Raw genomic sequence first — 22,991 nt, 5'->3', positions numbered from 1 at the left:
CGGCCATCTCGGTGGCCGGACGTCGAAAGGAGGGGCATGGGCTACAGCCCGTCGATCTACAAATTCGTCGACGGCGGTGACGTACCCGTTCCGCCGGACCTGGACGTGGTGCGGGCAGTTCTGGAGCCCCACGACGTCGGGGACCCGCGACTCACCGTGGCCGAGGACGGCAGCCTGCAGTTCTGGATCCGGGCATCCGACGGCAGCGAAGCCGAGATCTCGGCCGATGAAACCGGCCTTCTGGTGGAGCGCCCTCACGCCGGGGGCGTCTTCGCCATCGTCGCCGAGCTGGTTTCCCGGCTGGGAGCGGTCGTCATCGATCCGAGTACCGGCCGCATCGTGTGCCGCGAGGAGGAGCGCACTCAACTCCCTGCGGGCATGCAGGAGGATGCCGTCATCATCGAGATGACGGGCGAGGCGCTCTCGGCCGCGCTCTTGGGAGCGGCTTCCTGACGTCTCGGTGACGGTCCTCGTGCCCGTGGACTGGCCCGCCAACCCGCCCTCGCCGGCCCGTGTGCTGGTGGGGGCGGTTTGCATTCAGCCGCCCCCGGCTCTCACACGGCCTGACCGTCCGGGCCGACGTTCACACCGGTGCGTCCAGCACTGACGCCCGACCGCCGCCATCACCGCTGCACAGACGCCCGCGCCCAGTCGCGCATCCAGCCGCCCGCCCTCACTCCCTCGGGGGTTCACCCTCCGGCTCAACCCCCGAGGGCGGATGCGGAGCAACAGGCCGCAGCTTCAGCCAGACCAGGAAGAACACCCCGAGCGCGAGCATCCCCAGCCCGGTCCACAGGTTGATGTTGACCCCCTCCGCCTTGTCGATGTCGGCGTCGGACGCCGTGAACCCCGCGAGCGTCACGATCACGCCGTACACCACGAACAGCCCACCGATGATGCGCCGGATGTCGAACAGCCGCGCGGCCGTCGCCGACTTGCCCTGCAGCTCGGTGACTTCCCGCTGTACGTCCTTGTCGGAGTAGAACTCGGACATAGGTCAATCCTCCCTCGGTCGGAACGAGAACGGTCAGAACGAGAACGGGATGTAGCAGGCCGCGGCCAGCACGATCGCGCCCCAGCCGAGCAGCGCCGGCTTGCGGTACCAGGCCTCGTCCCCGGGGCCGGCGGCTCCGCCATGCCCGGCGAGGTCGTGCCGTAGACCAGCCCCTGGAGTTCCTCGGAAGGCTTGGGCGCGGTGAAGAGCGACACCGCCACCATGACGACCGCGCCCGCGACGAACCCCGCGATCGCCGAGACGAAGTTGGCGCCCTGGTCGGAGGGGATGTCGACGATGTCCTGCTTGTAGAGGACGAAGTAGTTGATCATCGCGGCGGTGGTGCCCACGAGCAGCCCCCAGAAGCCCGACTTCATCGACGCCCGCTTCCAGAACATGCCGATGATGAAGACGACGAACATCGGCACGTTGAAGAAGGAGAACAGCGTCTGGAGGTAGGCCATGATGTTGGAGAACGACCGCGCCAGGAACGCCGTGCCGATGGAGGCCAGGACCCCGACCGCGGTGATGAGGCGGCCGAAGCGCACGTAGTACTCGTCCTCGCGGCCCCGCACCACGTATTTCGCCCAGATGTCCGTCGTGAACACCGTGTTGAACGACGACACGTTCGCCGCCATGCCTGCCATGAACGCCGCCAGGAGGCCGGTGACGGCGATGCCCAGCACCCCGTTCGGCAGCAGCTGCGCCATCAGGTACGGGATCGCGTCGTTGTACTGGAGGTCCGAGCCGGACGTGCCGATCTTGGGGACCAGGACGGCGGCCACCAGACCCGGGATCATCACCAGGAACACGATGAAGATCTTCGGGAACGCGGCGATGAGCGGTGTGCGCTGGGCCGCCGAGAGGTTCTTCGCGGACAGGGCGCGCTGCACCTCGGCGAAGTTCGTCGTCCAGTAGCCGAAGGAGAGGACGAAGCCGAGGCCCAGGACGATCGTCAGCCAGTTCGCCCCCAGCGGGTTGTCGCTGCCGATGCCCGTACCGCCCCAGGACGTCATGAAGTCGGCGCCGCGGGAGGCGGTGAGGGAGTCGGACAGGCCGTCCCATCCGCCCACTTTCTTCAGGCCGAGGACCGCGATCGGGATGAGCGCGGCGAGGATCACGAAGAACTGCAGGACCTCGTTGTAGATCGCCGAGGACAGCCCGCCGAGGGTGATGTAGGCGAGGACGAAGAAGCCGGCGACGACGATCGCCACCCACTCCGGCCAGCCCAGCAGCGCCTCGACGACGATGGCCAGGGCGTAGAGATTGACACCGGCGATGAGGATCGCGGCGAAGGCGAACAGGATCGAGCTGAGCAGATGAGCCGGCCTGTCGAAGCGCAGCAGCAGGAACTCGGGGACCGAGCGGACCTTGGAGCCGTAGTAGAAGGGCATCATCACCAGGCCCAGGAAGACCATGGCCGGAATGGCGCCGATCCAGTACCAGTGCGTCGTGTACACGCCGTACTGCGCGCTGTTGGCGGCCATGCCCAGGATCTCGGTGGCGCCCAGGTTGGCGGCGATGAAGGCCAGACCGGTGACCCAGGCGGGCAGGGAACGGCCGGAGAGGAAGAAGTCGAGACTCGTCTTCACCGAGCGGCGGGCGGCGAAGCCGATGCCCAGTACGACGACGAAGTAGATGCCGAGGAGGCTGTAGTCGAGCCAGTTCGTGGGGAGTCGCAGCTCGGCCGACAGATATGTGGGGGTTTGCACTAGCCCTCGCTTCGTTGCGCGAACCGATACCTCGCGGAATCTATGCCTCCGCGTTCAGCAATTGAACACGCCCGTTGATGCCCTTTGTTGGATTGTGATGTTGACGGGTGGGGGGATCGATGTTTTTATATGTTTGGTTATGTTTGAAGGATGAGGAGTCCGGCGTGAAGAAGACCTCGACCCGGCTGGCCGACGGTCGCGAGCTCATCTACTACGACCTGCGCGACGACACCGTGCGCGACGCGGCCGACCGCCGCCCGCTGGACCGCACCGTCACGACGTCCGAGGTCCGCCGCGACCCCCTGCTCGGCGACTCCGTCGCCATCGCCTCGCACCGCCAGGGCCGCACCTACCACCCCCCGGCCGACGAATGCCCCCTGTGCCCGTCGGCGGGCGACCGCCTGAGCGAGATCCCGGACTCGTCCTACGACGTCGTCGTCTTCGAGAACCGCTTCCCCTCGCTCGCCGGGGACTCGGGCCGCTGCGAGGTCGTCTGCTTCACCTCCGACCACGACGTCTCCTTCGCCGGCCTTACCGAGGAGCAGGCGGGCCTGGTCCTGGAGGCGTGGACGGACCGTACGTCGGAGCTGTCCCATCTCCCCTCCGTCGAGCAGGTCTTCTGCTTCGAGAACCGCGGTGCCGAGATCGGCGTGACCCTCCAGCACCCGCACGGGCAGATCTACGCCTACCCCTTCACCACCCCGCGCACCGCCCTGATGCTCCGCTCCGTCGCGACCCACAAGGAGATGACGGGCGGGGAGAACCTCTTCGACGCCGTCCTGGAGCGTGAACTCGCCGACGAGCGAGTCATCCTGGAGGGTGAACACTGGGTGGCATTCGTGCCATACGCGGCGCACTGGCCGTACGAGGTGCACCTCTACCCCAAGCGCCGGGTGCCCGACCTGCTCGGACTGGACGAGGCCGCGCGCACAGAGTTCCCCAAGATTTATCTGGAACTCTTGAGGCGCTTCGACCGGATCTTCGGTGAGGGCGAGCCTCCGACGCCGTACATCGCGGCCTGGCACCAGGCACCCTTCGGCGCGCTGGAGGAGTTCGACGGGGTCGTGCGTGAGGACTTCGCACTGCACCTCGAGCTTTTCACCATTCGCCGCACTTCCGGCAAGCTGAAGTTCCTCGCGGGTTCCGAGTCCGGCATGAACGTGTTCATCAACGACGTGCCGCCGGAGCGCGCGGCCGAGCGACTGCGAGAGGTAGCGAGTTCATGAGCGGGAAGTACCTGGTGACAGGCGGCGCGGGCTACGTCGGCAGCGTGGTCGCCCAGCACCTGCTGGAGGCGGGCCACGAGGTCGTCGTCCTCGACAACCTCTCCACGGGCTTCCGTGAGGGCGTCCCGGCGGGCGCGACCTTCGTCGAGGGCGACATCCGCGACGCCGCCAAATGGCTGGACTCCTCGTACGACGGCGTGCTGCACTTCGCCGCGTTCTCCCAGGTCGGCGAGTCGGTCGTGAAGCCGGAGAAGTACTGGGACAACAACGTCGGCGGCACCATGGCCCTGCTCGCCGCGATGCGCGAGGCGGGCGTGGCCAGGCTCGTCTTCTCCTCCACGGCGGCCACGTACGGCGAGCCCGAGCAGGTCCCGATCGTCGAGTCGGCTCCCACGTCCCCGACCAACCCGTACGGCGCCTCGAAGCTCGCGGTCGACCACATGATCACCGGCGAGGCGGCGGCACACGGCCTGGGCGCGGTCTCGCTGCGCTACTTCAACGTGGCGGGCGCCTACGGCGAGCACGGCGAGCGCCACGACCCCGAGTCCCACCTGATCCCGCTCGTCCTCCAGGTCGCGCAGGGCAGGCGCGAGGCGATCTCCGTCTTCGGCGACGACTACCCGACGCCGGACGGCACCTGCGTCCGCGACTACATCCACGTGGCGGACCTGGCGGAGGCCCACCTGCTGGCCCTGAAGGCGGCCACCCCCGGCGAGCACCTCATCTGCAACCTCGGCAACGGCAACGGCTTCTCCGTCCGCGAGGTCATCGAGACGGTCCGCAGCGTGACCGGCCACCCGATCCCCGAAGTGGTCGCCCCCCGCCGGGGCGGCGACCCGGCGGTCCTGGTCGCCTCGGCCGCCACGGCCCGCGAGAAACTGGGCTGGAGCCCGTCCCGCGCGGACCTCGCGGGAATCGTCGCGGACGCGTGGGACTTCGCGCAGCGGCGCGGCAACTAGCAGGTCCAGCAGGTAAAGGTACGGAAGGTCAGGGGTCAGGCATGAGCGAGGCTGTGGCGCAGACGGTCGCCGCACGGTTCGGTGAGCTGTACGGCGCCGAACCGCACGGGGTATGGGCGGCACCGGGCCGCGTCAACCTCATCGGTGAACACACCGACTACAACGACGGCTTCGTCATGCCGTTCGCCCTGCCGCACACGGCGGTGGCGGCGGTGTCACGCCGCGAGGACGGCGTCCTGCGCCTGCACTCGGCGGACGTCGAGGGCGGGGTCGCCGAACTCCGTCTGGACGACCTGTCCCCCGAGTCGGACAAGAACTGGACGGCGTACCCGGCGGGTGTGGTCTGGGCCCTGCGCGAGGCCGGCCACGCGGTCACGGGCGCGGACATCCACCTCTCCTCCACGGTCCCCTCCGGCGCGGGCCTCTCCTCCTCGGCGGCCCTGGAGGTGGTCGTAGCACTGGCCCTGAACGACCTGTACGCACTCGGTCTACGAGGCTGGCAACTGGCCCGCCTGTGCCAGCGCGCGGAGAACGTCTACGTCGGCGCCCCGGTCGGCATCATGGACCAGACGGCATCCGCCTGCTGCGAGGACGGGCACGCCCTCTTCCTCGACACCCGCGACCTCTCCCAGAAGCAGATCCCCTTCGACCTGGCGGCCGAGGGCATGCGCCTCCTCGTGGTCGACACGCAGGTCAAGCACTCCCACAGCGAGGGCGAGTACGGCAAGCGCCGCGCGGGCTGCGAGAAGGGCGCGGCCCTGCTGGGCGTCAACGCGCTCCGGGACATCGCTCACGACGACCTGGACGCGGCCCTGACCCGCCTCGGCGACGAGGAGGAGGTCCGTCGCCTGGTCCGCCACATCGTCACGGAGAACGCGCGCGTCGAACGGGTGGTGTCCCTGCTGGAATCGGGCGACGACACGCGCGCGATCGCCCCGATCCTGGTCGAGGGCCACGCCTCCCTCCGCGACGACTTCCGCATCTCCTGCCCCGAACTCGACCTGGTCGTCGACACGGCCCTCACCTCGGGCGCCCTCGGTGCCCGCATGACCGGCGGCGGCTTCGGAGGCTCGGCGATCGTCCTCGCGGAGGAGCCGGACGTCGACGCGATCACCAAGGCGGTGACGGAGGCGTTCGCGGCGGCGGGCTTCACCGCTCCCCGGGTCTTCGAGGCGGTCCCGTCGGCGGGCGCGCGACGCCTGCGCTGACATCGCACGCCGAGGGCGGTGCCCTCACCCCGTGGTGAGGGCGCCGCTCTCGGGTTGTCAGCGGTTGACGGCCTGGTATTCCTGAACCTGCACGTCAGTCGTGGTGGCGAACGAGCCGTCGGGCAGTTCACCGCCGGTGCCGCCCGAGCCCTCCCAGGAGATCTCCCAGGTGAGCGTCGCCTCAAGGGGGTAGGAGCCGTCACCCGTCGACCGCAGGTACCGCACCCCGCACGGAGGCGTCAGCTCCGCCTTGCCCCTGGCATACGGCTCACCGATCGAACCGTCGTCGTTGATCCCGCACTCCCCGGACGCCGGCAGGCTCTCCGCGTCCTCCGTCCCCGGCTCGATGTGCAGACTCACCGGCTTGGCGGTCGTGGTCGCCCACAGCCCGGTACCGGGCAGACTCGCCGTGACCGACACCGGCTTGAACGCGCCCTTGTCCAGCCAGATCCAAGTGGGCGCGTTCACCGTCGACTTGCCTTGCGGGGCCAGAGAGACCTTGGTCGGAGGCACGACGGTCCGCTGATGCGCGAGCCCGGCGAGGGTCTCGGTGTCGATGGCCTGGGGGACGTTGGGGGGCTTGCCGTTGTCCACCCAGAAGGGGTCCCGCGTGCAGGTCGTGGCCGCCGGGGCGTCCTTCATCTCAGGGTTCTTGACGGCCACCCACCACATGCCCTCGTCGTTCTTGGCGACGTTGAAGTCCTTGTAGGGGTGGCCCTTCTTGTAACGCGCCTGGACGTCCGCCAGGCCCCCGGGCTCGCCACCGACCGACTCGTACATCGACCACTTGGCCTCGTTGAAGGTCTTGAAGTCCTTGGCCTTCCAGTACGGCTCGTACCAGCAGGCCGGCGGCTCCCAGTCCACGGCGGTGGAGGTGACCGGACCGCTGTCCTTCGCCTTGGTGCCGGGGACCTTGATGCTGACGTGGGATTCCAGGGCCGGGCCGGAGGATTTTCCGGACGTCTTGCTCTGCCGGGTACCGACGGTGTCGAACTCTCCAGCCGCCGCCGGAAGACTCCCGAGGCCGACCAGTGCGATGGTGAGCGCTGTTGCTCCCATGCACCTCGTCACGGCTGGCACTTCTGCGACCCCCGGTCCTCGGTGAGATCCCAGGTCTGCCAGACGCCGTCCTCGTTCTTCTTCAGGCCGAGGTTGTAGAAGACGTAGCTGTTGGGCGTGGTCTTGGTGCCCTGCATCTTGTTCGTCTCGCGGTTCTTGAGGTCCGCCTTGCTTTCGTCGACGCAGTACGTCAACGCCGCGGACTTCTTGTCGTCGAACACCGTTACCTTGCGGTCGAAGTACCGCAGGGTGCCGGCCCAACTGGTCTTCTTCTCGATGGCGCCCTTCACGTACTCGTAGACACCGACGAGCGCGTTGTCCGTGTAGTAGAAGGCGATGCCCGACTTCTTCATGTCGCCGGACGCCATGGCCTGCCATACCGTGCTCTCGGCCCGTTCGTTGTCCGCGAGAATCGCGTCCTTCGTGGCGTCCCCGGTCTGCCGCCCCTCAAAATCCAGCTTCATGTCCGAGGGCAGCTTGATCGCCGGCCGATCGATCCCGTCCGCCGACGCGGACCCGGACGGCGAAGCTGACGGCTTCTCAGCCGAGTCCGCTCCCGCGATCTTGTCGGAGGACGACTCGTCACCTCCCCCCGAGCCACAGGCGGTCAGCAGCAAGGCCGCGGATGCGGTGAGCGCGGCCGTCACGAGCCGAGCGGGGCGGTTCACTGTGTCTCCCGTTGATGATGTGGGGGGATAACTCAAGTGAACAACGCTATCGGTGGGTCGAACCGCGACGGCAACGAGGGCTTCAGGCCAGCCGTTTCGTCAGCGTGTACTCCGTGATCCCCGGCGGATAGTCCGGGATCACGCACACCACCTCGTACCCCTGCTTCTCGTAGAACCGCGGGGCCTGGAAGTCCCAGGTCTCCAGGCGGGACGCGAGGCAGCCGCGGTTCGTGGAGGCGAGGTGTTCCGCCTCGCGGAGCAGGGCCGCGCCGAGGCCCGTGCCGCGGTGGCGTTCGTCGACCCAGAGGTAGGTGACGTGGAGCCAGGTCGCCCAGGTGTAGCCGACGAGGCCGCCGGCCAGAGCGTCGTCCGAGTCGTTCACAGCCCACACGTGCAATGGCACGTCCCTTTCGTCCGGGGTTCCGCGCAGGGCTCGCAGGATCGGAGAGGCGTTCGTGTTCGCTTCCCGCAGGCGCGTGCGGAGCAGATCACGTCGGGCCTTGTCGACTTCTGTCTCAAGACGGAACATGCGGCACACCATAAACGCGCTGGACAGTCAGTTCTGCAAATAACCTTCCGCTCCCGGCCCCCGCCCGTACCCTGATGAACAGCACCGGTGGGGGCCGGTGCCGATCAGGGGGCGAGACAGCCGGGTACGACGCCCGGGGTGGGGGTAGCGGTTCCTGCACGGCGGCGGCCGTGCGGCTGCGGCGCCCCGGTCAGGCTGCTGCGGGACGACGGACAGACGCAGCGGCTGGGCACTCCGGCGTCGTACCCGTGCGGTGTCGTGTTCCGACGATGGGGAATCCCCTGCTCTCAGGAGCGTGGGGAAGGGGGTTACGTGGTTCGCATCCGAGTCCTGGTCGTCGACGACCATCGCATCTTCGCCGAGTCACTCGCCGCGGCCCTGGCCGCCGAGCCCGATGTCGACGTCTCCGCGGCCGGCAGCGGTCCCGCCGCGCTGCGCAGCCTGGAGCGGGCGGTCGCCGAGGGGCGGCGCTTCGACGTGCTGCTCGTGGACGCCGACCTGGGCGGCGTGGTGCCGGGCATACGGCCGGCCGTGCCGGTGCAGGAAGGCAACGAGGACGGGCTCGTCGACGGGATCTCCCTCGTCACGGGCGTGCGTTCCGCGCAGCCGAACGTACGGATCGTCGTGCTCGCCGAGAAGGACGACCCGCGGCGGGCAGCGCTGGCCCTGCAGGCCGGGGCCTCGGGGTGGGTGGCGAAGGACTGTTCGCTGTCCCGGCTGCTGACCGTCATCCGCGGGGTACTGCGCGACGAGACTCATTTGCCGCCCGCCCTGCTGACCGGCGTACTGCGGGAGCTGACCGCCGCGCGCAAGCACCGCACCGAGAGCGAGCGACTGGTCGAGTCGCTGACGCCCCGGGAGCGGGAAGTGCTGCGGTGCATGGTCGCCGGGCTGGGCAGGAAGGCCGTCGCCGAGCGGCTGTTCCTGTCGCCGCACACCGTGCGGACCCATATGCAGAACGTGCTGGGCAAACTGGGCGTGCATTCCACGCTCGCCGCGGTCGCCCTCGCCCGGCGGGCCGGGATCGACCCCGTCGACCTAGCCGGGGATGTTGTCGAACGGGGCGGTCAGCTGGCGTAGCAGCCCCGCCAGTTCGCCGCGCTGCGCTCGGGAGAGCTCCGCGAGGATCGCGCGCTCCTGGTCCAGCAGACCCGCCAGGGCCTGGTCCGCGCGGTCCCTGCCCACGTCCGTCAGCCGGACCAGGACACCTCGGCGGTCGCTGGGGTCGGGGAGGCGTTCCACCAGGCCCTTCTTCGCCAGGCGGTCGATGCGGTTCGTCATCGTGCCCGACGTGACCAGGGTCTGGGTGAGGAGCTGTCCCGGGGAGAGCTGATACGGCGTTCCCGCGCGGCGCAGGGCCGTCAGGACGTCGAACTCCCACGGCTCCAGACCGTGCTCCGAGAAGGCCAGCCGACGCGCCCGGTCCAGATGCCGGGCCAGTCTGCTCACACGGCTGAGCACCTCGAGCGGTTCCACGTCGAGGTCCGGGCGCTCCCGGCGCCATGCTGCGACCAGCCGGTCGACCTCGTCCTCCATGGCGATCAGTGTAGTGGTTGTGTCGACGTAGAGTCTCTTGACGTTCATTTTCTTGACGTCAAGATATATGGGTGTCACGGTGAGAGTGCGTCCCTGACCGGTCACCACCAGGACACCTGGAGGACTCCATGCCCGCAGCCGCCCCCACCTGGGACCCCGCCCAGTACCTCCGTCACGCCGGCCACCGTGCCCGCCCCTTCGCCGACCTCCTGGCCCGCGTCCCCGAACTGCCCGGCGGCGCACCCCGTATCGCCGACCTCGGCTGCGGCCCCGGCAATGTCACGCAGTACCTCGCCGATCGCTGGCCCACCGCCCGGATCACCGGCTACGACAACTCGCCCGAGATGCTCGACAAGGCCCACGTCGATCACCAGGGCCCCACCGAGGGCGGGGGGCGCCTCGACTTCGCCCACGCCGACGTGCGCACCTGGGCGCCGGCCGAGTCGTACGACCTGATCGTCAGCAACGCCACGCTGCAGTGGGTGCCGGGGCATGTCGAGCGGTTCGCCGACTGGGTGGCCGGGCTGAAACCGTCCGGCACCTTCGCCTTCCAGGTGCCCGGGAACTTCGACGCCCCCAGCCACCGGCTGATGCGCGAACTCGCCGGCTCCCCGCGCTGGCGCGACCGGCTCGCCGGCACCCTGCGCCACGCGGACGCCGTCCTCGCGCCCGAGGCCTACCTGGAGCGCCTCACCGCCCTCGGCTGCACGGCCGACGTCTGGGAAACCACGTACATCCACTTGCTCCAGGGCGAGGACCCGGTGCTGGACTGGGTGAAGGGGACCGGACTGCGGCCCGTACTGACCGCCCTCGCCGACGACCCCGAGGCGCTCGAGAGCTTCGTCACCGAGTACCGGGCGGCCCTGCGCGCCGCCTATCCGGCCGGGCCGCAGGGCACCCCGTTTCCGTTCCGCCGGGTTTTCGCGGTGGCCCGGAAACGGGGGTGAGGGGTGGTTCAGGTGGTGCGGCCGAGATGAGTGACGAGGATGTGGATCACCTCGTCGTCGATGGCGTAGAGGACGCGGTAGTCGCCGACGCGGAGCCGGCGGAAGTCCCAGCCATACGGGGTGGAGGCGGCGGGACGTGGAGTTTCGGCGAGCGCGTCGACGGCCTCATAGACGGCGGCGAGGCCGGTCGGATCGTCCTTGAGGAAGCGTACGGCCGCGTTCGTGGCGTGAGCGCTGAGTTCAGCTCTTGCGGCGCCCTATCAAGTGCGGCTTCGCCTCTATCCCGTCCAGGCCGTGCCAGGCCAGGTTCACCAGGTGGGCGGCCACCTCGGCCTTCTTCGGCTTGCGTACGTCCAGCCACCACTGGCCGGTCAGGGCGACCATGCCGACCAGGGCCTGGGCGTACAGCGGGGCCAGCTTGGGGTCGAAGCCGCGGCTCTTGAACTCCTTGCCGAGGATGTCCTCCACCTGGGTGGCGATGTCCGAGATCAGGGAGGCGAAGGAGCCCGTCGACTGGGGGATGGGGGAGTCCCGGACCAGGATGCGGAAGCCGTCCGTGTACTCCTCGATGTAGTCGAGGAGGGCGAAGGCCGCCTGCTCGCACAGTTCGCGAGGGTGACCGGCCGTGAGGGAACTCGTCACCATGTCCAGCAGGCACCGCATCTCGCGGTCCACGACCACCGCGTACAGTCCCTCCTTGCCGCCGAAGTGCTCGTACACCACCGGCTTGGAGACCCCGGCCTTCGCCGCGATCTCCTCCACCGACGTGCCCTCGAACCCCTTCGCCGCGAAGAGCGTGCGACCGATCTCCAGCAGCTGTTGGCGGCGCTCGGCACCGGTCATCCGCGTGCGACGCACTCGCCGCGGCTTGTCATTGCTGGGGGTGCTGCTCGAGTCGGTCGCCACAGCGACCATCATGCCGCCTCGACGGGCTCCTTCCCGCGCCGGGAGCCGCCTTCCTCGTCGTTACGGCGCGAATCGATACGCGAGCGTGACGGCCAGCGCACGTCGTACGCCCAGCCGGCCATCTCGAACCAGCGGATCAGCCGCGCGGAGGAGTCCAGCTGGCCGCGCATCACGCCGTGCCGTGCGGAGGTGGGGTCGGCGTGGTGCAGGTTGTGCCAGGACTCGCCGCAGGACAGCACCGCGAGCCACCACACGTTGCCCGAGCGGTCGCGTGACTTGAAGGGGCGCTTGCCGACCGCGTGGCAGATCGAGTTGATCGACCACGTCACATGGTGCAGCAGGGCCACCCGGACGAGCGACCCCCAGAAGAACGCCGTGAAGGCGCCCCACCAGGACATCGTGACCAGGCCGCCGATCAGCGGCGGGAGGGCCAGGGAGAGAGCTGTCCACAGGATGAACTGGCGGGAGATCGTGCGGAGCGTCTTGTCCTTGATCAGGTCCGGGGCGTACTTGTCCTGCGGCGTCTGCTCCTCATCGAACATCCATCCGATGTGTGCCCACCACAGGCCCTTCATCAGGGCCGGGACGGTCTCGCCGAAACGCCACGGCGAGTGCGGGTCGCCCTCCGCGTCGGAGAACTTGTGGTGCTTGCGGTGATCTGCCACCCAGCGCACCAGAGGACCTTCGACCGCCATCGAGCCCGCGATGGCCAGCGCGATCTTCAAAGGCCGCTTGGCCTTGAAGGAACCGTGCGTGAAATGGCGGTGGAAGCCGATCGTGATGCCGTGGCACCCCAGGTAGTAGAAGAACACCAGCAGACCGATGTCCAGCCAGCTCACCCCCCAGCCCCAGGCCAGCGGCACGGCCGCCAGCACCGCGACGAACGGGACGATGATGAAGAGGAGGAGGGTGATCTGCTCGAGGGACCGCTTCTGCTCGCCGCCCAGCGTGGCGGAGGGGGCTGCGGCGTCGGAGTGACCGGGCGCCTCGTGGGCGTCCTCGATCACGTCGGAACTACTGGTCATACGCGTCCCCTGGGGGGTATGAGGAGGGTGAGGGGGTGCCGGGTCACGGGAACCCCGCAGTGCTTCCTACGGTTCCGTAACCTACGGCATCGTAAGTATGGCAGTGCGCCGGCCGGCGGCAAGAGCCCGAAAGCCTGCGCGTTCCCGCCGACACCTATCCTGGAGTCGGTCGGACAGCGCGGTCCGCTCTGATTTCTTCCCGGATGTCCGGCCCGTAAGCGGCGCACGCCGCGCGAGACGCCGTCCGGGTTCCCCTCCCAGACGAGCTTCAACACTGCAAGGAGCCGCACCTGTGAGCAGTGCCGACGACCAGACCACGACGACGAGCAGTGAGCTGCGTGCCGACATCCGCCGGCTGGGTGACCTCCTCGGAGAGACCCTTGTCCGGCAGGAGGGACCCGAGCTCCTGGAACTCGTCGAGAAGGTCCGCCGCCTCACCCGTGAGGACGGCGAGGCCGCCGCCGAGCTGCTACGCGGCACGGAACTGCAGACCGCGGCCAAGCTGGTCCGCGCGTTCTCCACCTATTTCCACCTGGCCAACGTCACCGAGCAGGTCCACCGCGGCCGCGAGCTGCGGGCCCGGCGCGCCGCCGAGGGCGGACTGCTCGCCCGTACGGCCGACCGGCTCAAGGACGCCGACCCCGAACACCTGCGCGAGACGGTCCGGAACCTCAATATTCGTCCCGTGTTCACGGCACACCCGACCGAGGCCGCGCGCCGGTCGGTCCTGAACAAGCTCCGGCGCGTCGCCGCACTCCTCGACACCCCCGTCATCGAGTCCGACCGCCGCCGCCTGGACATCCGGCTGGCCGAGAACATCGACCTCGTCTGGCAGACCGACGAACTGCGCGTCGTCCGCCCCGAGCCCGCCGACGAGGCCCGCAACGCCATCTACTACCTGGACGAACTGCACGCCAACGCCGTCGGCGACGTCCTGGAGGACCTCACCGCCGAGCTGGAGCGCGCCGGGGTCAAGCTCCCCGACGACACCCGCCCCCTCACCTTCGGCACCTGGATCGGCGGCGACCGCGACGGCAATCCCAACGTCACCCCCCAGGTGACCTGGGACGTCCTCATCCTCCAGCATGAGCACGGCATCAACGACGCCCTCGACACCATCGACGAGCTGCGCGGCTTCCTCTCCAACTCCATCCGCTACGCCGGCGCCACCGAGGAACTGCTGACCTCTCTCCAGACCGACCTGGACAACCTCCCCGAGATCAGCCCCCGCTACAAGCGCCTCAACGCCGAGGAGCCCTACCGGCTCAAGGCCACCTGCATCCGGCAGAAGCTGGAGAACACCAAGAAGCGCCTCGCCAAGGGCACCGCACACGTCCCGGGCCGCGACTACCTCGGCACCAGCCAGCTCCTCGACGACCTGCGGATCATCCAGAGCTCCCTGCGCGAGCACCGCGGCGGCCTCTTCGCCGACGGCCGCCTCGCCCGCACCATCCGCACCCTCGCCGCCTTCGGACTCCAGCTCGCCACCATGGACGTCCGCGAGCACGCCGACGCCCACCACCACGCCCTCGGCCAGCTCTTCGACCGGCTCGGCGAGGAATCCTGGCGGTACGCGGACATGCCCCGCGACTACCGCGCCAAGCTCCTCGCCAAGGAACTGCGCTCCCGCCGCCCCCTCGCCCCCACCCCGGCACCCGTGGACGCGCCCGGCGAGAAGACCTTCGGCGTCTTCGGGACCGTGAAGCGGGCCCTGGAGGTCTTCGGACCCGAGGTCATCGAGTCGTACATCATCTCCATGTGCCAGGGCGCCGACGACGTCTTCGCCGCCGCCGTCCTCGCCCGCGAGGCCGGACTCATCGACCTGCACGCCGGCTGGGCCAAGATCGGCATCGTGCCGCTGCTGGAGACGACCGACGAGCTCAAGGCCGCCGACACCATCCTGGAGGACATGCTCTCCGACCCGTCGTACCGCAGGCTCGTGGCGCTGCGGGGCGACGTCCAGGAGGTCATGCTCGGCTACTCCGACTCCTCCAAGTTCGGCGGCATCACCACCAGCCAGTGGGAGATCCACCGCGCCCAGCGCCGCCTGCGCGACGTCGCACACCGCTACGGCGTCCGGCTCCGGCTCTTCCACGGCCGCGGCGGCACCGTCGGCCGCGGCGGCGGCCCCACCCACGACGCCATCCTCGCCCAGCCCTGGGGCACCCTGGAGGGCGAGATCAAGGTGACCGAGCAGGGCGAGGTCATCTCCGACAAGTACCTCATCCCGGCCCTGGCCAGGGAAAACCTGGAACTGAGCGTCGCGGCCACGTTGCAGGCATCCGCCCTGCACACCGCCCCCCGCCAGTCGGACGAGGCCCTGGCACGCTGGGACGCCGCGATGGACGTCGTCTCCGAGGCCGCCGAGGCCGCCTACCGCAGGCTCGTCGAAGACCCCGACCTCCCGGCGTACTTCTTCGCCTCCACCCCCGTCGACCAGCTCGCCGACCTCCACCTCGGCTCCCGCCCCTCACGCCGCCCGGACACCGGCGCCGGCCTCGACGGGCTGCGGGCCATCCCGTGGGTCTTCGGCTGGACCCAGTCACGGCAGATCGTGCCTGGCTGGTTCGGCGTCGGCTCCGGCCTCAAGGCACTGCGCGAGGCGGGCCTGGATACCGTCCTCGACGAGATGCACGGCCAGTGGCACTTCTTCCGCAACTTCATCTCCAACGTCGAGATGACCCTGGCCAAGACCGACCTGCGGATCGCCCAGCACTACGTCGACACCCTCGTGCCCGACGAGCTCAAGCACGTCTTCGACGCCATCAAGGCCGAGCACGAACTGACCGTGCGTGAGGTGCTGCGCGTGACCGGCGAAGAGGAACTCCTCGACGCCGCGCCCGTCCTCAAGCAGACCTTCTCCATCCGCGACGCCTACCTCGACCCGATCTCCTACCTCCAGGTCGCCCTGCTCAAGCGGCAGCGCGACGCCGTCGGCGCAGCCGAACAACCCGACCCGCTGCTCGCCCGCGCCCTGCTCCTCACCGTCAACGGCGTGGCAGCCGGCCTGCGCAACACCGGCTGAGCCACACACAGCGAAGGTGCCCCCGGGTTCGTATCCGTACGAACCCGGGGGCACCTCCGTATCGCCTGACGGCACCTGACCTCACACAGCGAAGAACGCCGCCGTCAGCAGCCCGAACCCCGACAGCGCCAGCACCCACGCCACCCGCGTCCGCAACAACCCGCCCGCCACCACGATCGACGCCAGCAACAGCGCACCACCCAGCGGAATCCACGCGTACAGAACCCCCGCCGGGCCCGAACGGACCGCGTCATCACTGCCCGGCTTCAGGACCACCGTGTAGGTCCGGCCCCTCTCCACCGCGACGGACTTCTCCAGCTCCACCCTCGGCCGCGGCTGCGCACCCTGCGACAACGGCGTGAACGCACCCGTGCACAGGTCCGGCCCGCACCGCGTCACATCGACCGTGCCCCGCTCCCGGCCCTTCGTCAGCATCACGTGCTGCGCCGTGCCCCACGACGCCCACACACCCGCGATCAGGATCAGCGCGGCGACCATGCCCATCGCAGCGAACCGTCCGAACCGCAGCACGGCATGAGAACTCTGGTGAGAGGCGGTGGCAGTGGGGGGCATGGCCGGGATCATTGGCCATACCCACACGGCCGGTCAACTCCCGGGGGTGACAAGTCAGGAGTTGTACGTACCTTGCGCCCGCTCCAGCCCCTCGATCACCAGACACTCCACCGCGTCCGCCGCCCGGTCCACGAAGTAGTCCAGCTCCTTGCGCTCCACCGACGAGAAGTCCTTCAGCACGAAATCCGCCACCGGCATCCGCCCCGGCGGCCGCCCGATCCCGAACCGCACCCGGTGGTAATCCGCCCCGAACGCCTTCGTCATCGACTTCAACCCGTTGTGGCCGTTGTCCCCGCCGCCCAGCTTCAGCCGCAACGTCCCGTAATCGATGTCCAACTCATCATGAATCGCCACCACATGCGCCACCGGAACCTTGTAGAAGTCCCGCAGCGCGTTCACCGGCCCACCCGACAGATTCATGTACGACATCGGCTTCGCCAGGATCACCCGACGATTCGCCGGACCGGGCGGACCGATCCGCCCCTCGATCACCTGCGCCTGCGCCTTCCCCGCCCGCTTGAACCTCCCCCCGACACGATCCGCCAGCAGATCGGCCACCATGAAACCCACGTTGTGCCGGTTGCCCGCATACTCCGGCCCCGGATTGCCCAGCCCCACGATCAGCCAGGGAGCAGCGGCATCGGTCGTCACGTCCATGTCTCCTTCATACGCGTCGGCCGCTGCTCCGCACGGGAACAGCGGCCGACGAAACGACGACGAAGAGGATCAGGCCTCAGCGGCCTCGCCCTCGGCCTCGTCACCCTCAGCGGCCTCCTCGGCCTGCGCGGCCAGGACCTGAAGGACGACGGTGTCCTCCTCGACGGCCAGCGTCGTGCCCTTCGGCAGCGTGATGTCCTTGGCCAGGATGGAGTCACCGGCGGACAGACCCTCGATGGAGACCGTCACGGACTCCGGGATGTGCGTGGCCTCGGCCTCGACCGGAAGCGCGTTCAGCACGTGCTCCAGCAGGAAGCCACCCGGGGCCAGCTCACCCTCGGTGTGGACGTAGATGTCGACGTTGACCTGCTCGCCACGCTTCACCAGCAGCAGGTCGACGTGCTCCAGGAAGCCCTTCAGCGGGTCACGCTGCACGGCCTTCGGAATCGCCAGCTCCTTGGTCTTGCCGTCGATGTCCAGCGCGATCAGGACGTTCGGCGTGCGCAGCGCCATCAGCAGGTCGTGGCCCGGCAGCGTCACGTGCAGCGGGTCCGAACCGTGCCCGTACAGGACACCCGGAACCTTCTCGTCACGACGGATACGGCGCGCGGCACCCTTGCCGAACTCGGTGCGCGTCGCGGCGGAGATCTTCACCTCGGACATAATCACTCCTCGAAATCAGGTACGGACGTGGTCACCCGGCCACGAACGGCCTGCTACGAAGAGCGCGTCGATAACGGACCACCGATCCCACAAACGGGAAACGGCCTCCCTCGCCGAGCAACTGCAGCAGTCTACTCGGCAAGGGAGGCCGCACCCAAAACGATCTACAGGAACTCCGGAAGAGCCCTCACTGCTCGTCGAACAGGCTCGTCACCGAACCGTCCTCGAACACCTCACGCACCGCACTCGCGATCGTCGGCGCGATCGACAACACCGAGATCTTGTCCAGGTCCCGGCTCAGCTCACCCGGCGTCGGCAGGGAGTCCGTGAACACGAACTCGCTCACCCGAGAGTTCTTCAGCCGGTCAGCCGCCGGACCCGACAGCACACCGTGCGTCGCCGTCACGATCACGTCCTCCGCACCGTGCGCGAACAGCGCGTCGGCAGCGGCACAGATCGTCCCACCGGTGTCGATCATGTCGTCCACCAGGACACACACGCGACCCTTCACCTCACCCACGACCTCGTGGACGGTGACCTGGTTCGCGACGTCCTTGTCCCGCCGCTTGTGCACGATCGCCAGCGGCGCGCCCAGCCGGTCGCACCAGCGGTCGGCGACCCGCACCCGCCCGGCGTCCGGCGACACGACCGTCAGCTTCTCCCGCTCCACCTTCCGGCCCACGTAGTCCGCCAGCAGCGGCAGCGCGAACAGGTGGTCCACCGGACCGTCGAAGAAGCCCTGGATCTGATCCGTGTGCAGATCGACCGTGAGAATGCGGTCCGCACCCGCCGTCTTCATCATGTCCGCGATCAGACGCGCCGAAATCGGTTCACGTCCGCGGTGCTTCTTGTCCTGCCGCGCGTAACCGTAGAACGGCACGATGACCGTGATGGACCGGGCCGACGCGCGCTTCAGCGCGTCGATCATGATCAACTGCTCCATGATCCACTTGTTGATCGGAGCCGTGTGGCTCTGGATCAGGAAGCAGTCGGCGCCACGCGCCGACTCCTGATAACGCACATAGATCTCACCGTTGGCGAAGTCGAAGGCCTTCGTCGGGACAACCCCGACACCCAGCTGTTGGGCGACCTCCTCGGCAAGCTCGGGGTGGGCGCGGCCGGAGAAGAACATCAGCTTCTTCTCGCCGGTCGTCTTGATCCCGGTCACAGCACTGTCTCCTCAGAGGTGTCGCAGCTGGGGCTTCGATCTGGGGTCGAGAGACCTCTCAGCCGGCTCGCGAAAGGGCATCTCAACTGGTGGGGATGCGGGTGTGTACTTATCACCGTACGCCGTGTTTGAGGCACCGGTTTCCGGTCAGCCCTCGCCGGCCGACTCCCGGGAAGCCGCCTCCGCCGCCTTCGCGGCAGCACTTCCCGGACGCTTTCGAGCCACCCAACCCTCGATATTCCGCTGCTGACCACGGGCCACGGCCAGCGAACCGGGCGGTACGTCCTTCGTGATCACGGACCCGGCGGCCGTGTACGCACCGTCCCCCACCGTGACGGGCGCCACAAACATGTTGTCCGAGCCCGTACGGCAGTGAGAGCCGATGGTCGTGTGGTGCTTCTCCTGGCCGTCGTAGTTCACGAACACACTCGCGGCACCGATGTTCGACTGCTCGCCGATCGTCGCGTCACCCACATAGGAGAGGTGAGGCACCTTCGTCCCCTCCCCGATCGTGGCGTTCTTCGTCTCGACATACGTCCCGATCTTGCCCCTGGCGCCCAGCCGCGTCCCCGGACGCAGATACGCGTACGGCCCCACCGACGCGCCCGGACCCACCTCGGCGCTCACCGCCACGGTGTTGTCCACGCGCGCGCCCGCCCCGACCCGGGTGTCGGTCAGCCGGGAGTTGGGCCCGACCTCTGCGCCCTCGCCGAGGTGGGACGCGCCGTGCAGCTGCGTGCCCGGGTGGACGACGGCGTCCTGCTCGAAGGTGACGGTGACATCGATCCAAGTCGTGGCCGGGTCGACGACGGTCACACCGGCGAGCATGGCCTCGGTCAGCAGCCGGTCGTTGAGGATCCGGCGGGCCTCGGAGAGCTGCACACGGTTGTTGATCCCGGCGATCTCCCGGTGGTCACCGGCCACGGAGGCCCCGACCCGGTGCCCTGCCTCGCGCAGGATCCCGAGCACGTCCGTCAGGTACTCCTCACCCTGGCTGTTGTCCGTACGCACCTTCTTCAGCGCGTCGGCGAGCAGCTGGCCGTCGAACGCGAAGACACCCGAGTTGATCTCACGGATCGACCGCTGGGCGTCGGTGGCGTCCTTGTGCTCCACGATCGCGGTCACGGCGCCGGTGTCGTCGCGGACGATCCGGCCGTAGCCGGTCGCGTCCGGCACCTCGGCGGTCAGCACGGTGACCGCGTTGCCGTCGGCGGAATGAGTGGCGGCGAGGGCGCCGAGGGTCGCGCCGGTGAGCAGCGGGGTGTCCCCGCACACGACCACGACGGTCCCGTCGACGGAGCCGCCGAGTGCTTCGAGCCCCATCCGTACGGCGTGCCCCGTGCCGTTCTGCTCCGCCTGCACGGCGGTGCGGACCTCGGGGGCGATCTCGCCGAGGTGGGCGGTGACCTTCTCACGGGCGTGGCCGACCACGACGACCAGGTTCTCGGGGTGCAGCTCGCCCGCGGCGGCGAGCACGTGCCCGACGAGACTGCGGCCGCAGAGCTCGTGCAGGACCTTGGGTGTGGCCGACTTCATACGGGTGCCCTCACCCGCTGCGAGAACGACGACGGCTGCCGGGCGGTTGGCGCTCACGGGATGCCCTTCGGCTGTGGATGGGGTTTCATCCGCAGGATACCGGGGGGTTTGTAGGCGACACGAGAGCGGGCCCTGACTTGGCTGTGCCGACCAGGGCCCGAACTTGAGCATGTGCTCCCCCGCCAGGACTCGAACCCGGACAGATGGCACCAAAAGCCACAGTGCTTACCAATTACACCACGGGGGAATAGCCCGGTTGAACCGGACATTCAGTCAGGCCGCCGGGCGGCGCCTCCTACTATGCCGTACCAGGCGCCTTCCATGCGACGGTACAAGTCGGCGCTCTTGAGTACGTAGACGACCAGGCAGCCGCGATATGCCTCCGAGGTGTTCTTGCGGCTTGTCTTCGGGTTGTGCTTCTTGAGAGTGGCCTTCTGGAGCGTGGCGGGCGCCACGCCGACAAGTCCGGCCCAGAACTCTTCGGCCTCCTGCACATCGGCCGACTCGTGGATGCTCACCCGAAAGCGCAGGCGCTCGCGTTCCACGCCGAGTACGTCCAGCCAGCGCAGGAAGAAGTCGATGACGTTCGGGTCGCTGTTGATGAAATGCAGCCTCTCGCGGCGGCTGTACGACTTGTCCTTGGCGCCCTCTGCCCAGTAGAGGGCCACTCCTGCGAGGAATACTTCCCGGTCGGTCAGGTCGCCGACTGCTTGCTGGGCGACCGCCTTCGTGTGCTGCCGTTCCTCCTCGCGCCGTTGCAGCGTGGCCTCCCAGCCTCGCCTCGCGATAGTCGAGGCTTCCTCGGTCGAGCGCTTGCGCTCCGGCTTGGGCAGGTCCCGTACCCACAACGAGATCGAACTTTTCGAGCAGCCCAGCTCCATCTGGATCTGGTCGTACGTCCAGCCCTGGAGCCGGAGCTCCCTGGCCTTCTCCTTCAGGTCGTCCTTCGCGTTCGGGCGCTTCGTCCAGGCCGGGGGTGGTTCGCCTTCCAGGAGGCGGTTGAGGATGTCGTTGTTGTCGACGTGCAGCCGGTCGCGGATCTGGCGGCGGCTCAGTCCTGCGCGGCGTAGCGTCACTGCCTGTTCCCGCAGTCCCTCGAAGTCGGTGTATTTGCCGTTGGCATGTGTCATACGCATACGGTCCGGGCGGAATGGAGGCCTCCGGGGTCGAACGATGAGCGATTCAGCAGTTCGAGGGATATCGGGCTGTATCGCGTCCGAACGGTCACGGAGTGTGGTGTAGGCCAGTCCGGGAAACTCACCGGAAAACCGGCGCCGGGCGCCTTTAGGCTGGAGGGCATGACCGCGACGGGGGAAGACCATGTGACGGCCCGGGGAGGGCCGTGGTGGTGGGCCAGACGGCGCAGTGCCGTGTTCGATGTGAGTCTGGCCGTGGCATCCGCGCTGGAGTGCGGGTTCGAGGGCATTCCGTTCGCCAGGGATGCGGGGATCCCGGTGGCGGCGGGGGTGGTGTTCGGCCTGCTGGCCGGTTCCGTGCTGCTCGTGCGGCGGCGGTGGCCGATCGCGGTGGTGCTGGTGTCGATCGCCATCACGCCCGCCGAGATGGGCTTCCTGATGGGCATCGTCGGCCTGTACACGCTGGCCGCGTGCGAGGTACCGCGGCGGATCCTCGCCTCGCTGGCGGGGATGTCGCTGCTGGGGACGCTCATCGTGACGTTCGTGAAGACGCGGCAGGACATGTCGCGGGGTGACCTGGACATCGGGGACTGGTTCGTGCCCTTCGCGGCCATCACGATGTCGGTGGGGTTCACGGCTCCTCCCGTGCTGCTCGGGCTGTATGTGGGAGCCAGGCGGCGGCTGATGGAGAGCCTGCGGGAGCGCGCCGACGATCTGGAGCGGGAGCTGCAGCTGCTCGCCGAGCGGGCGGAGGAGCGGGCCGAGTGGGCCCGGAACGAGGAGCGGACCCGGATCGCGCGGGAGATGCACGACGTGGTCGCGCACCGGGTGAGTCTGATGGTGGTGCATGCCGCCGCTTTGCAGGCGGTGGCGCGGAAGGATCCCGAGAAGGCCGTGCGGAACGCCGCGCTGGTGGGGGACATGGGGCGGCAGGCGCTGACCGAGTTGCGGGAGATGCTCGGGGTGCTGCGCAGTGGTGGGGACGAGCGGCGTGAGCGTGCGGCTTCGGTTCCGCTGGCGGCGGTGGGGGCCGCTGCCGCGGCGGCGGCTTCGCGGGCCGCCGATGACGAGGGGCCGTGTCTGGCGGAGATCGAGGAGCTGGTCGGGCAGTCGGCTGCCGCGGGGATGGTGGTGGATCTGTCGGTGGAGGGGACGAGCGGTCGTATGCGCCGGAGGTCGAGCAGACGGCGTATCGGGTGGTGCAGGAGGCGTTGACGAACGTCCACAAGCACGCGGCCGGGGCGAAGACCTATGTGCGGCTGGCGCATCGGAGGTCGGAGATCGCGATGCAGGTGGAGAACGAGCCGCCGGAGGAGGCGGCGTCGTCGGCGCGGTTGCCGTCCGGGGGGAATGGGCTGGTGGGGATGAAGGAGCGGGTGTCCGCGCTGGGCGGGGTGTTCGTGTCGGGGCCGACGGACGCGGGGGGTTTTCGGGTGTCTGCGGTGATTCCGGCGTCGTAGGGCC

Annotated in this window: 20 protein-coding genes, 1 tRNA gene and 3 pseudogenes; 8 read left to right on the top strand and 16 right to left on the bottom strand. The window is 68.8% G+C overall.

Features of this window, described 5'->3' with window-relative positions; translation table 11 throughout:
• Positions 1-36 precede the first annotated feature (36 nt).
• On the top strand, positions 37-453 hold the full coding sequence (locus ACQEV8_RS17915; protein WP_382576718.1) for a hypothetical protein: 417 nt from the start codon (positions 37-39) through the stop codon (positions 451-453).
• A gap of 220 nt (positions 454-673) precedes the next feature.
• Here the strand turns inward: ACQEV8_RS17915 and ACQEV8_RS17910 are convergent, their stop codons facing one another.
• Positions 674-994: a hypothetical protein gene (locus tag ACQEV8_RS17910; protein ID WP_432961304.1), complete on the bottom strand. Its 321-nt coding sequence runs from the start codon at positions 992-994 to the stop codon at positions 674-676.
• 33 nt (positions 995-1,027) lie between these two features.
• Positions 1,028-2,706, bottom strand: a pseudogene (locus ACQEV8_RS17905) (sodium:solute symporter family protein).
• Positions 2,707-2,870: 164 nt separating this feature from the next.
• Between ACQEV8_RS17905 and galT the strand changes: the two are divergent.
• Genes galT through galK form a run of 3 tightly spaced genes read left to right on the top strand, consistent with a single transcriptional unit; the run spans position 2,871 to position 6,099 of the window.
• Entirely contained in the window at positions 2,871-3,932 is a 1,062-nt protein-coding gene (gene galT, locus ACQEV8_RS17900; RefSeq protein WP_432961302.1) for a galactose-1-phosphate uridylyltransferase, read from the top strand.
• Complete coding sequence (gene galE / locus ACQEV8_RS17895) at positions 3,929-4,891, top strand: UDP-glucose 4-epimerase GalE (protein WP_432961299.1); 963 nt, start codon at positions 3,929-3,931, stop codon at positions 4,889-4,891. The genes galT and galE overlap by 4 nt, the downstream gene beginning before the upstream one ends.
• A gap of 41 nt (positions 4,892-4,932) precedes the next feature.
• Positions 4,933-6,099 carry a galactokinase gene (gene galK / locus ACQEV8_RS17890; RefSeq protein ID WP_432961297.1) on the top strand — a complete coding sequence of 389 codons (1,167 nt, stop codon included), beginning with the start codon at positions 4,933-4,935 and terminating at the stop codon, positions 6,097-6,099.
• Between the two features lie 57 nt (positions 6,100-6,156).
• Here the strand turns inward: galK and ACQEV8_RS17885 are convergent, their stop codons facing one another.
• The 3 genes from ACQEV8_RS17885 to ACQEV8_RS17875 form a co-directional block, all read right to left on the bottom strand.
• A complete protein-coding gene (locus ACQEV8_RS17885; RefSeq protein WP_432961295.1) occupies positions 6,157-7,158 on the bottom strand; it encodes a hypothetical protein in 1,002 nt (333 codons plus the stop codon).
• Between the two features lie 8 nt (positions 7,159-7,166).
• Positions 7,167-7,826, bottom strand: a complete 660-nt coding sequence (locus tag ACQEV8_RS17880; protein ID WP_432961293.1) for a hypothetical protein — start codon at positions 7,824-7,826, stop codon at positions 7,167-7,169.
• Between the two features lie 82 nt (positions 7,827-7,908).
• The gene (locus ACQEV8_RS17875) at positions 7,909-8,367 is read right to left on the bottom strand and encodes a GNAT family N-acetyltransferase (protein WP_432961291.1); all 459 of its coding nucleotides are present in this window, start codon (positions 8,365-8,367) and stop codon (positions 7,909-7,911) included.
• Between the two features lie 300 nt (positions 8,368-8,667).
• Here ACQEV8_RS17875 and ACQEV8_RS17870 point away from each other — a divergent pair, with 300 nt between their 5' ends.
• Positions 8,668-9,435: a LuxR C-terminal-related transcriptional regulator gene (locus tag ACQEV8_RS17870; RefSeq protein WP_432961289.1), complete on the top strand. Its 768-nt coding sequence runs from the start codon at positions 8,668-8,670 to the stop codon at positions 9,433-9,435.
• Here ACQEV8_RS17870 and tamR read toward each other — a convergent pair.
• Positions 9,394-9,891, bottom strand: a complete 498-nt coding sequence (tamR, locus tag ACQEV8_RS17865; protein WP_432972770.1) for a MarR family transcriptional regulator TamR — start codon at positions 9,889-9,891, stop codon at positions 9,394-9,396. The genes ACQEV8_RS17870 and tamR overlap by 42 nt on opposite strands.
• Before the next feature lie 128 nt (positions 9,892-10,019).
• Here tamR and ACQEV8_RS17860 point away from each other — a divergent pair, with 128 nt between their 5' ends.
• Positions 10,020-10,838 (top strand): trans-aconitate 2-methyltransferase, encoded by an 819-nt coding sequence (locus tag ACQEV8_RS17860; protein ID WP_432961286.1) that lies wholly within the window; start codon positions 10,020-10,022, stop codon positions 10,836-10,838.
• Between the two features lie 8 nt (positions 10,839-10,846).
• Here ACQEV8_RS17860 and ACQEV8_RS17855 read toward each other — a convergent pair.
• From ACQEV8_RS17855 to ACQEV8_RS17845, 3 genes and pseudogenes are all read right to left on the bottom strand, one after another.
• Positions 10,847-11,065, bottom strand: a pseudogene (locus tag ACQEV8_RS17855) (type II toxin-antitoxin system RelE family toxin); the annotation flags it as partial.
• Between the two features lie 13 nt (positions 11,066-11,078).
• On the bottom strand, positions 11,079-11,756 hold the full coding sequence (locus ACQEV8_RS17850; RefSeq protein ID WP_328339654.1) for a TetR/AcrR family transcriptional regulator: 678 nt from the start codon (positions 11,754-11,756) through the stop codon (positions 11,079-11,081).
• Positions 11,753-12,769, bottom strand: a complete 1,017-nt coding sequence (locus ACQEV8_RS17845) for an acyl-CoA desaturase (RefSeq protein WP_432961283.1) — start codon at positions 12,767-12,769, stop codon at positions 11,753-11,755. Before ACQEV8_RS17845 ends, ACQEV8_RS17850 begins: the two co-directional genes overlap by 4 nt.
• A 292-nt stretch (positions 12,770-13,061) precedes the next feature.
• On the opposite strand from ACQEV8_RS17845, the gene ppc reads away from it, so the two are divergent.
• Complete coding sequence (ppc, locus tag ACQEV8_RS17840; RefSeq protein WP_432961281.1) at positions 13,062-15,794, top strand: phosphoenolpyruvate carboxylase; 2,733 nt, start codon at positions 13,062-13,064, stop codon at positions 15,792-15,794.
• Between the two features lie 81 nt (positions 15,795-15,875).
• Here ppc and ACQEV8_RS17835 read toward each other — a convergent pair whose 3' ends face one another.
• From ACQEV8_RS17835 to ACQEV8_RS17805, 7 genes are all read right to left on the bottom strand, one after another.
• Positions 15,876-16,379, bottom strand: a complete 504-nt coding sequence (locus ACQEV8_RS17835; RefSeq protein ID WP_432972767.1) for a hypothetical protein — start codon at positions 16,377-16,379, stop codon at positions 15,876-15,878.
• 42 nt (positions 16,380-16,421) lie between these two features.
• Positions 16,422-17,024: an aminoacyl-tRNA hydrolase gene (pth, locus tag ACQEV8_RS17830; protein ID WP_432961278.1), complete on the bottom strand. Its 603-nt coding sequence runs from the start codon at positions 17,022-17,024 to the stop codon at positions 16,422-16,424.
• Between the two features lie 69 nt (positions 17,025-17,093).
• Positions 17,094-17,687 (bottom strand): 50S ribosomal protein L25/general stress protein Ctc, encoded by a 594-nt coding sequence (locus tag ACQEV8_RS17825; protein ID WP_432961275.1) that lies wholly within the window; start codon positions 17,685-17,687, stop codon positions 17,094-17,096.
• A 187-nt stretch (positions 17,688-17,874) separates the two neighbouring features.
• On the bottom strand, positions 17,875-18,855 hold the full coding sequence (locus ACQEV8_RS17820; RefSeq protein ID WP_432961273.1) for a ribose-phosphate diphosphokinase: 981 nt from the start codon (positions 18,853-18,855) through the stop codon (positions 17,875-17,877).
• Between the two features lie 147 nt (positions 18,856-19,002).
• Positions 19,003-20,448 (bottom strand): bifunctional UDP-N-acetylglucosamine diphosphorylase/glucosamine-1-phosphate N-acetyltransferase GlmU, encoded by a 1,446-nt coding sequence (glmU, locus tag ACQEV8_RS17815; RefSeq protein ID WP_432961271.1) that lies wholly within the window; start codon positions 20,446-20,448, stop codon positions 19,003-19,005.
• A 117-nt stretch (positions 20,449-20,565) separates the two neighbouring features.
• Positions 20,566-20,638, bottom strand: a tRNA-Gln gene (locus tag ACQEV8_RS17810).
• A gap of 22 nt (positions 20,639-20,660) precedes the next feature.
• A complete protein-coding gene (locus tag ACQEV8_RS17805; protein ID WP_432961269.1) occupies positions 20,661-21,521 on the bottom strand; it encodes a hypothetical protein in 861 nt (286 codons plus the stop codon).
• 168 nt (positions 21,522-21,689) lie between these two features.
• On the opposite strand from ACQEV8_RS17805, the pseudogene ACQEV8_RS17800 reads away from it, so the two are divergent.
• Positions 21,690-22,987 (top strand): annotated as a pseudogene (locus ACQEV8_RS17800) (sensor histidine kinase).
• Positions 22,988-22,991 lie beyond the last annotated feature (4 nt).

Origin of the sequence: Streptomyces sp. CA-179760, from assembly GCF_050937045.1 — a bacterium.
Classification (GTDB): domain Bacteria; phylum Actinomycetota; class Actinomycetes; order Streptomycetales; family Streptomycetaceae; genus Streptomyces.
This window is presented reverse-complemented; position numbering and strand designations above follow the sequence as displayed.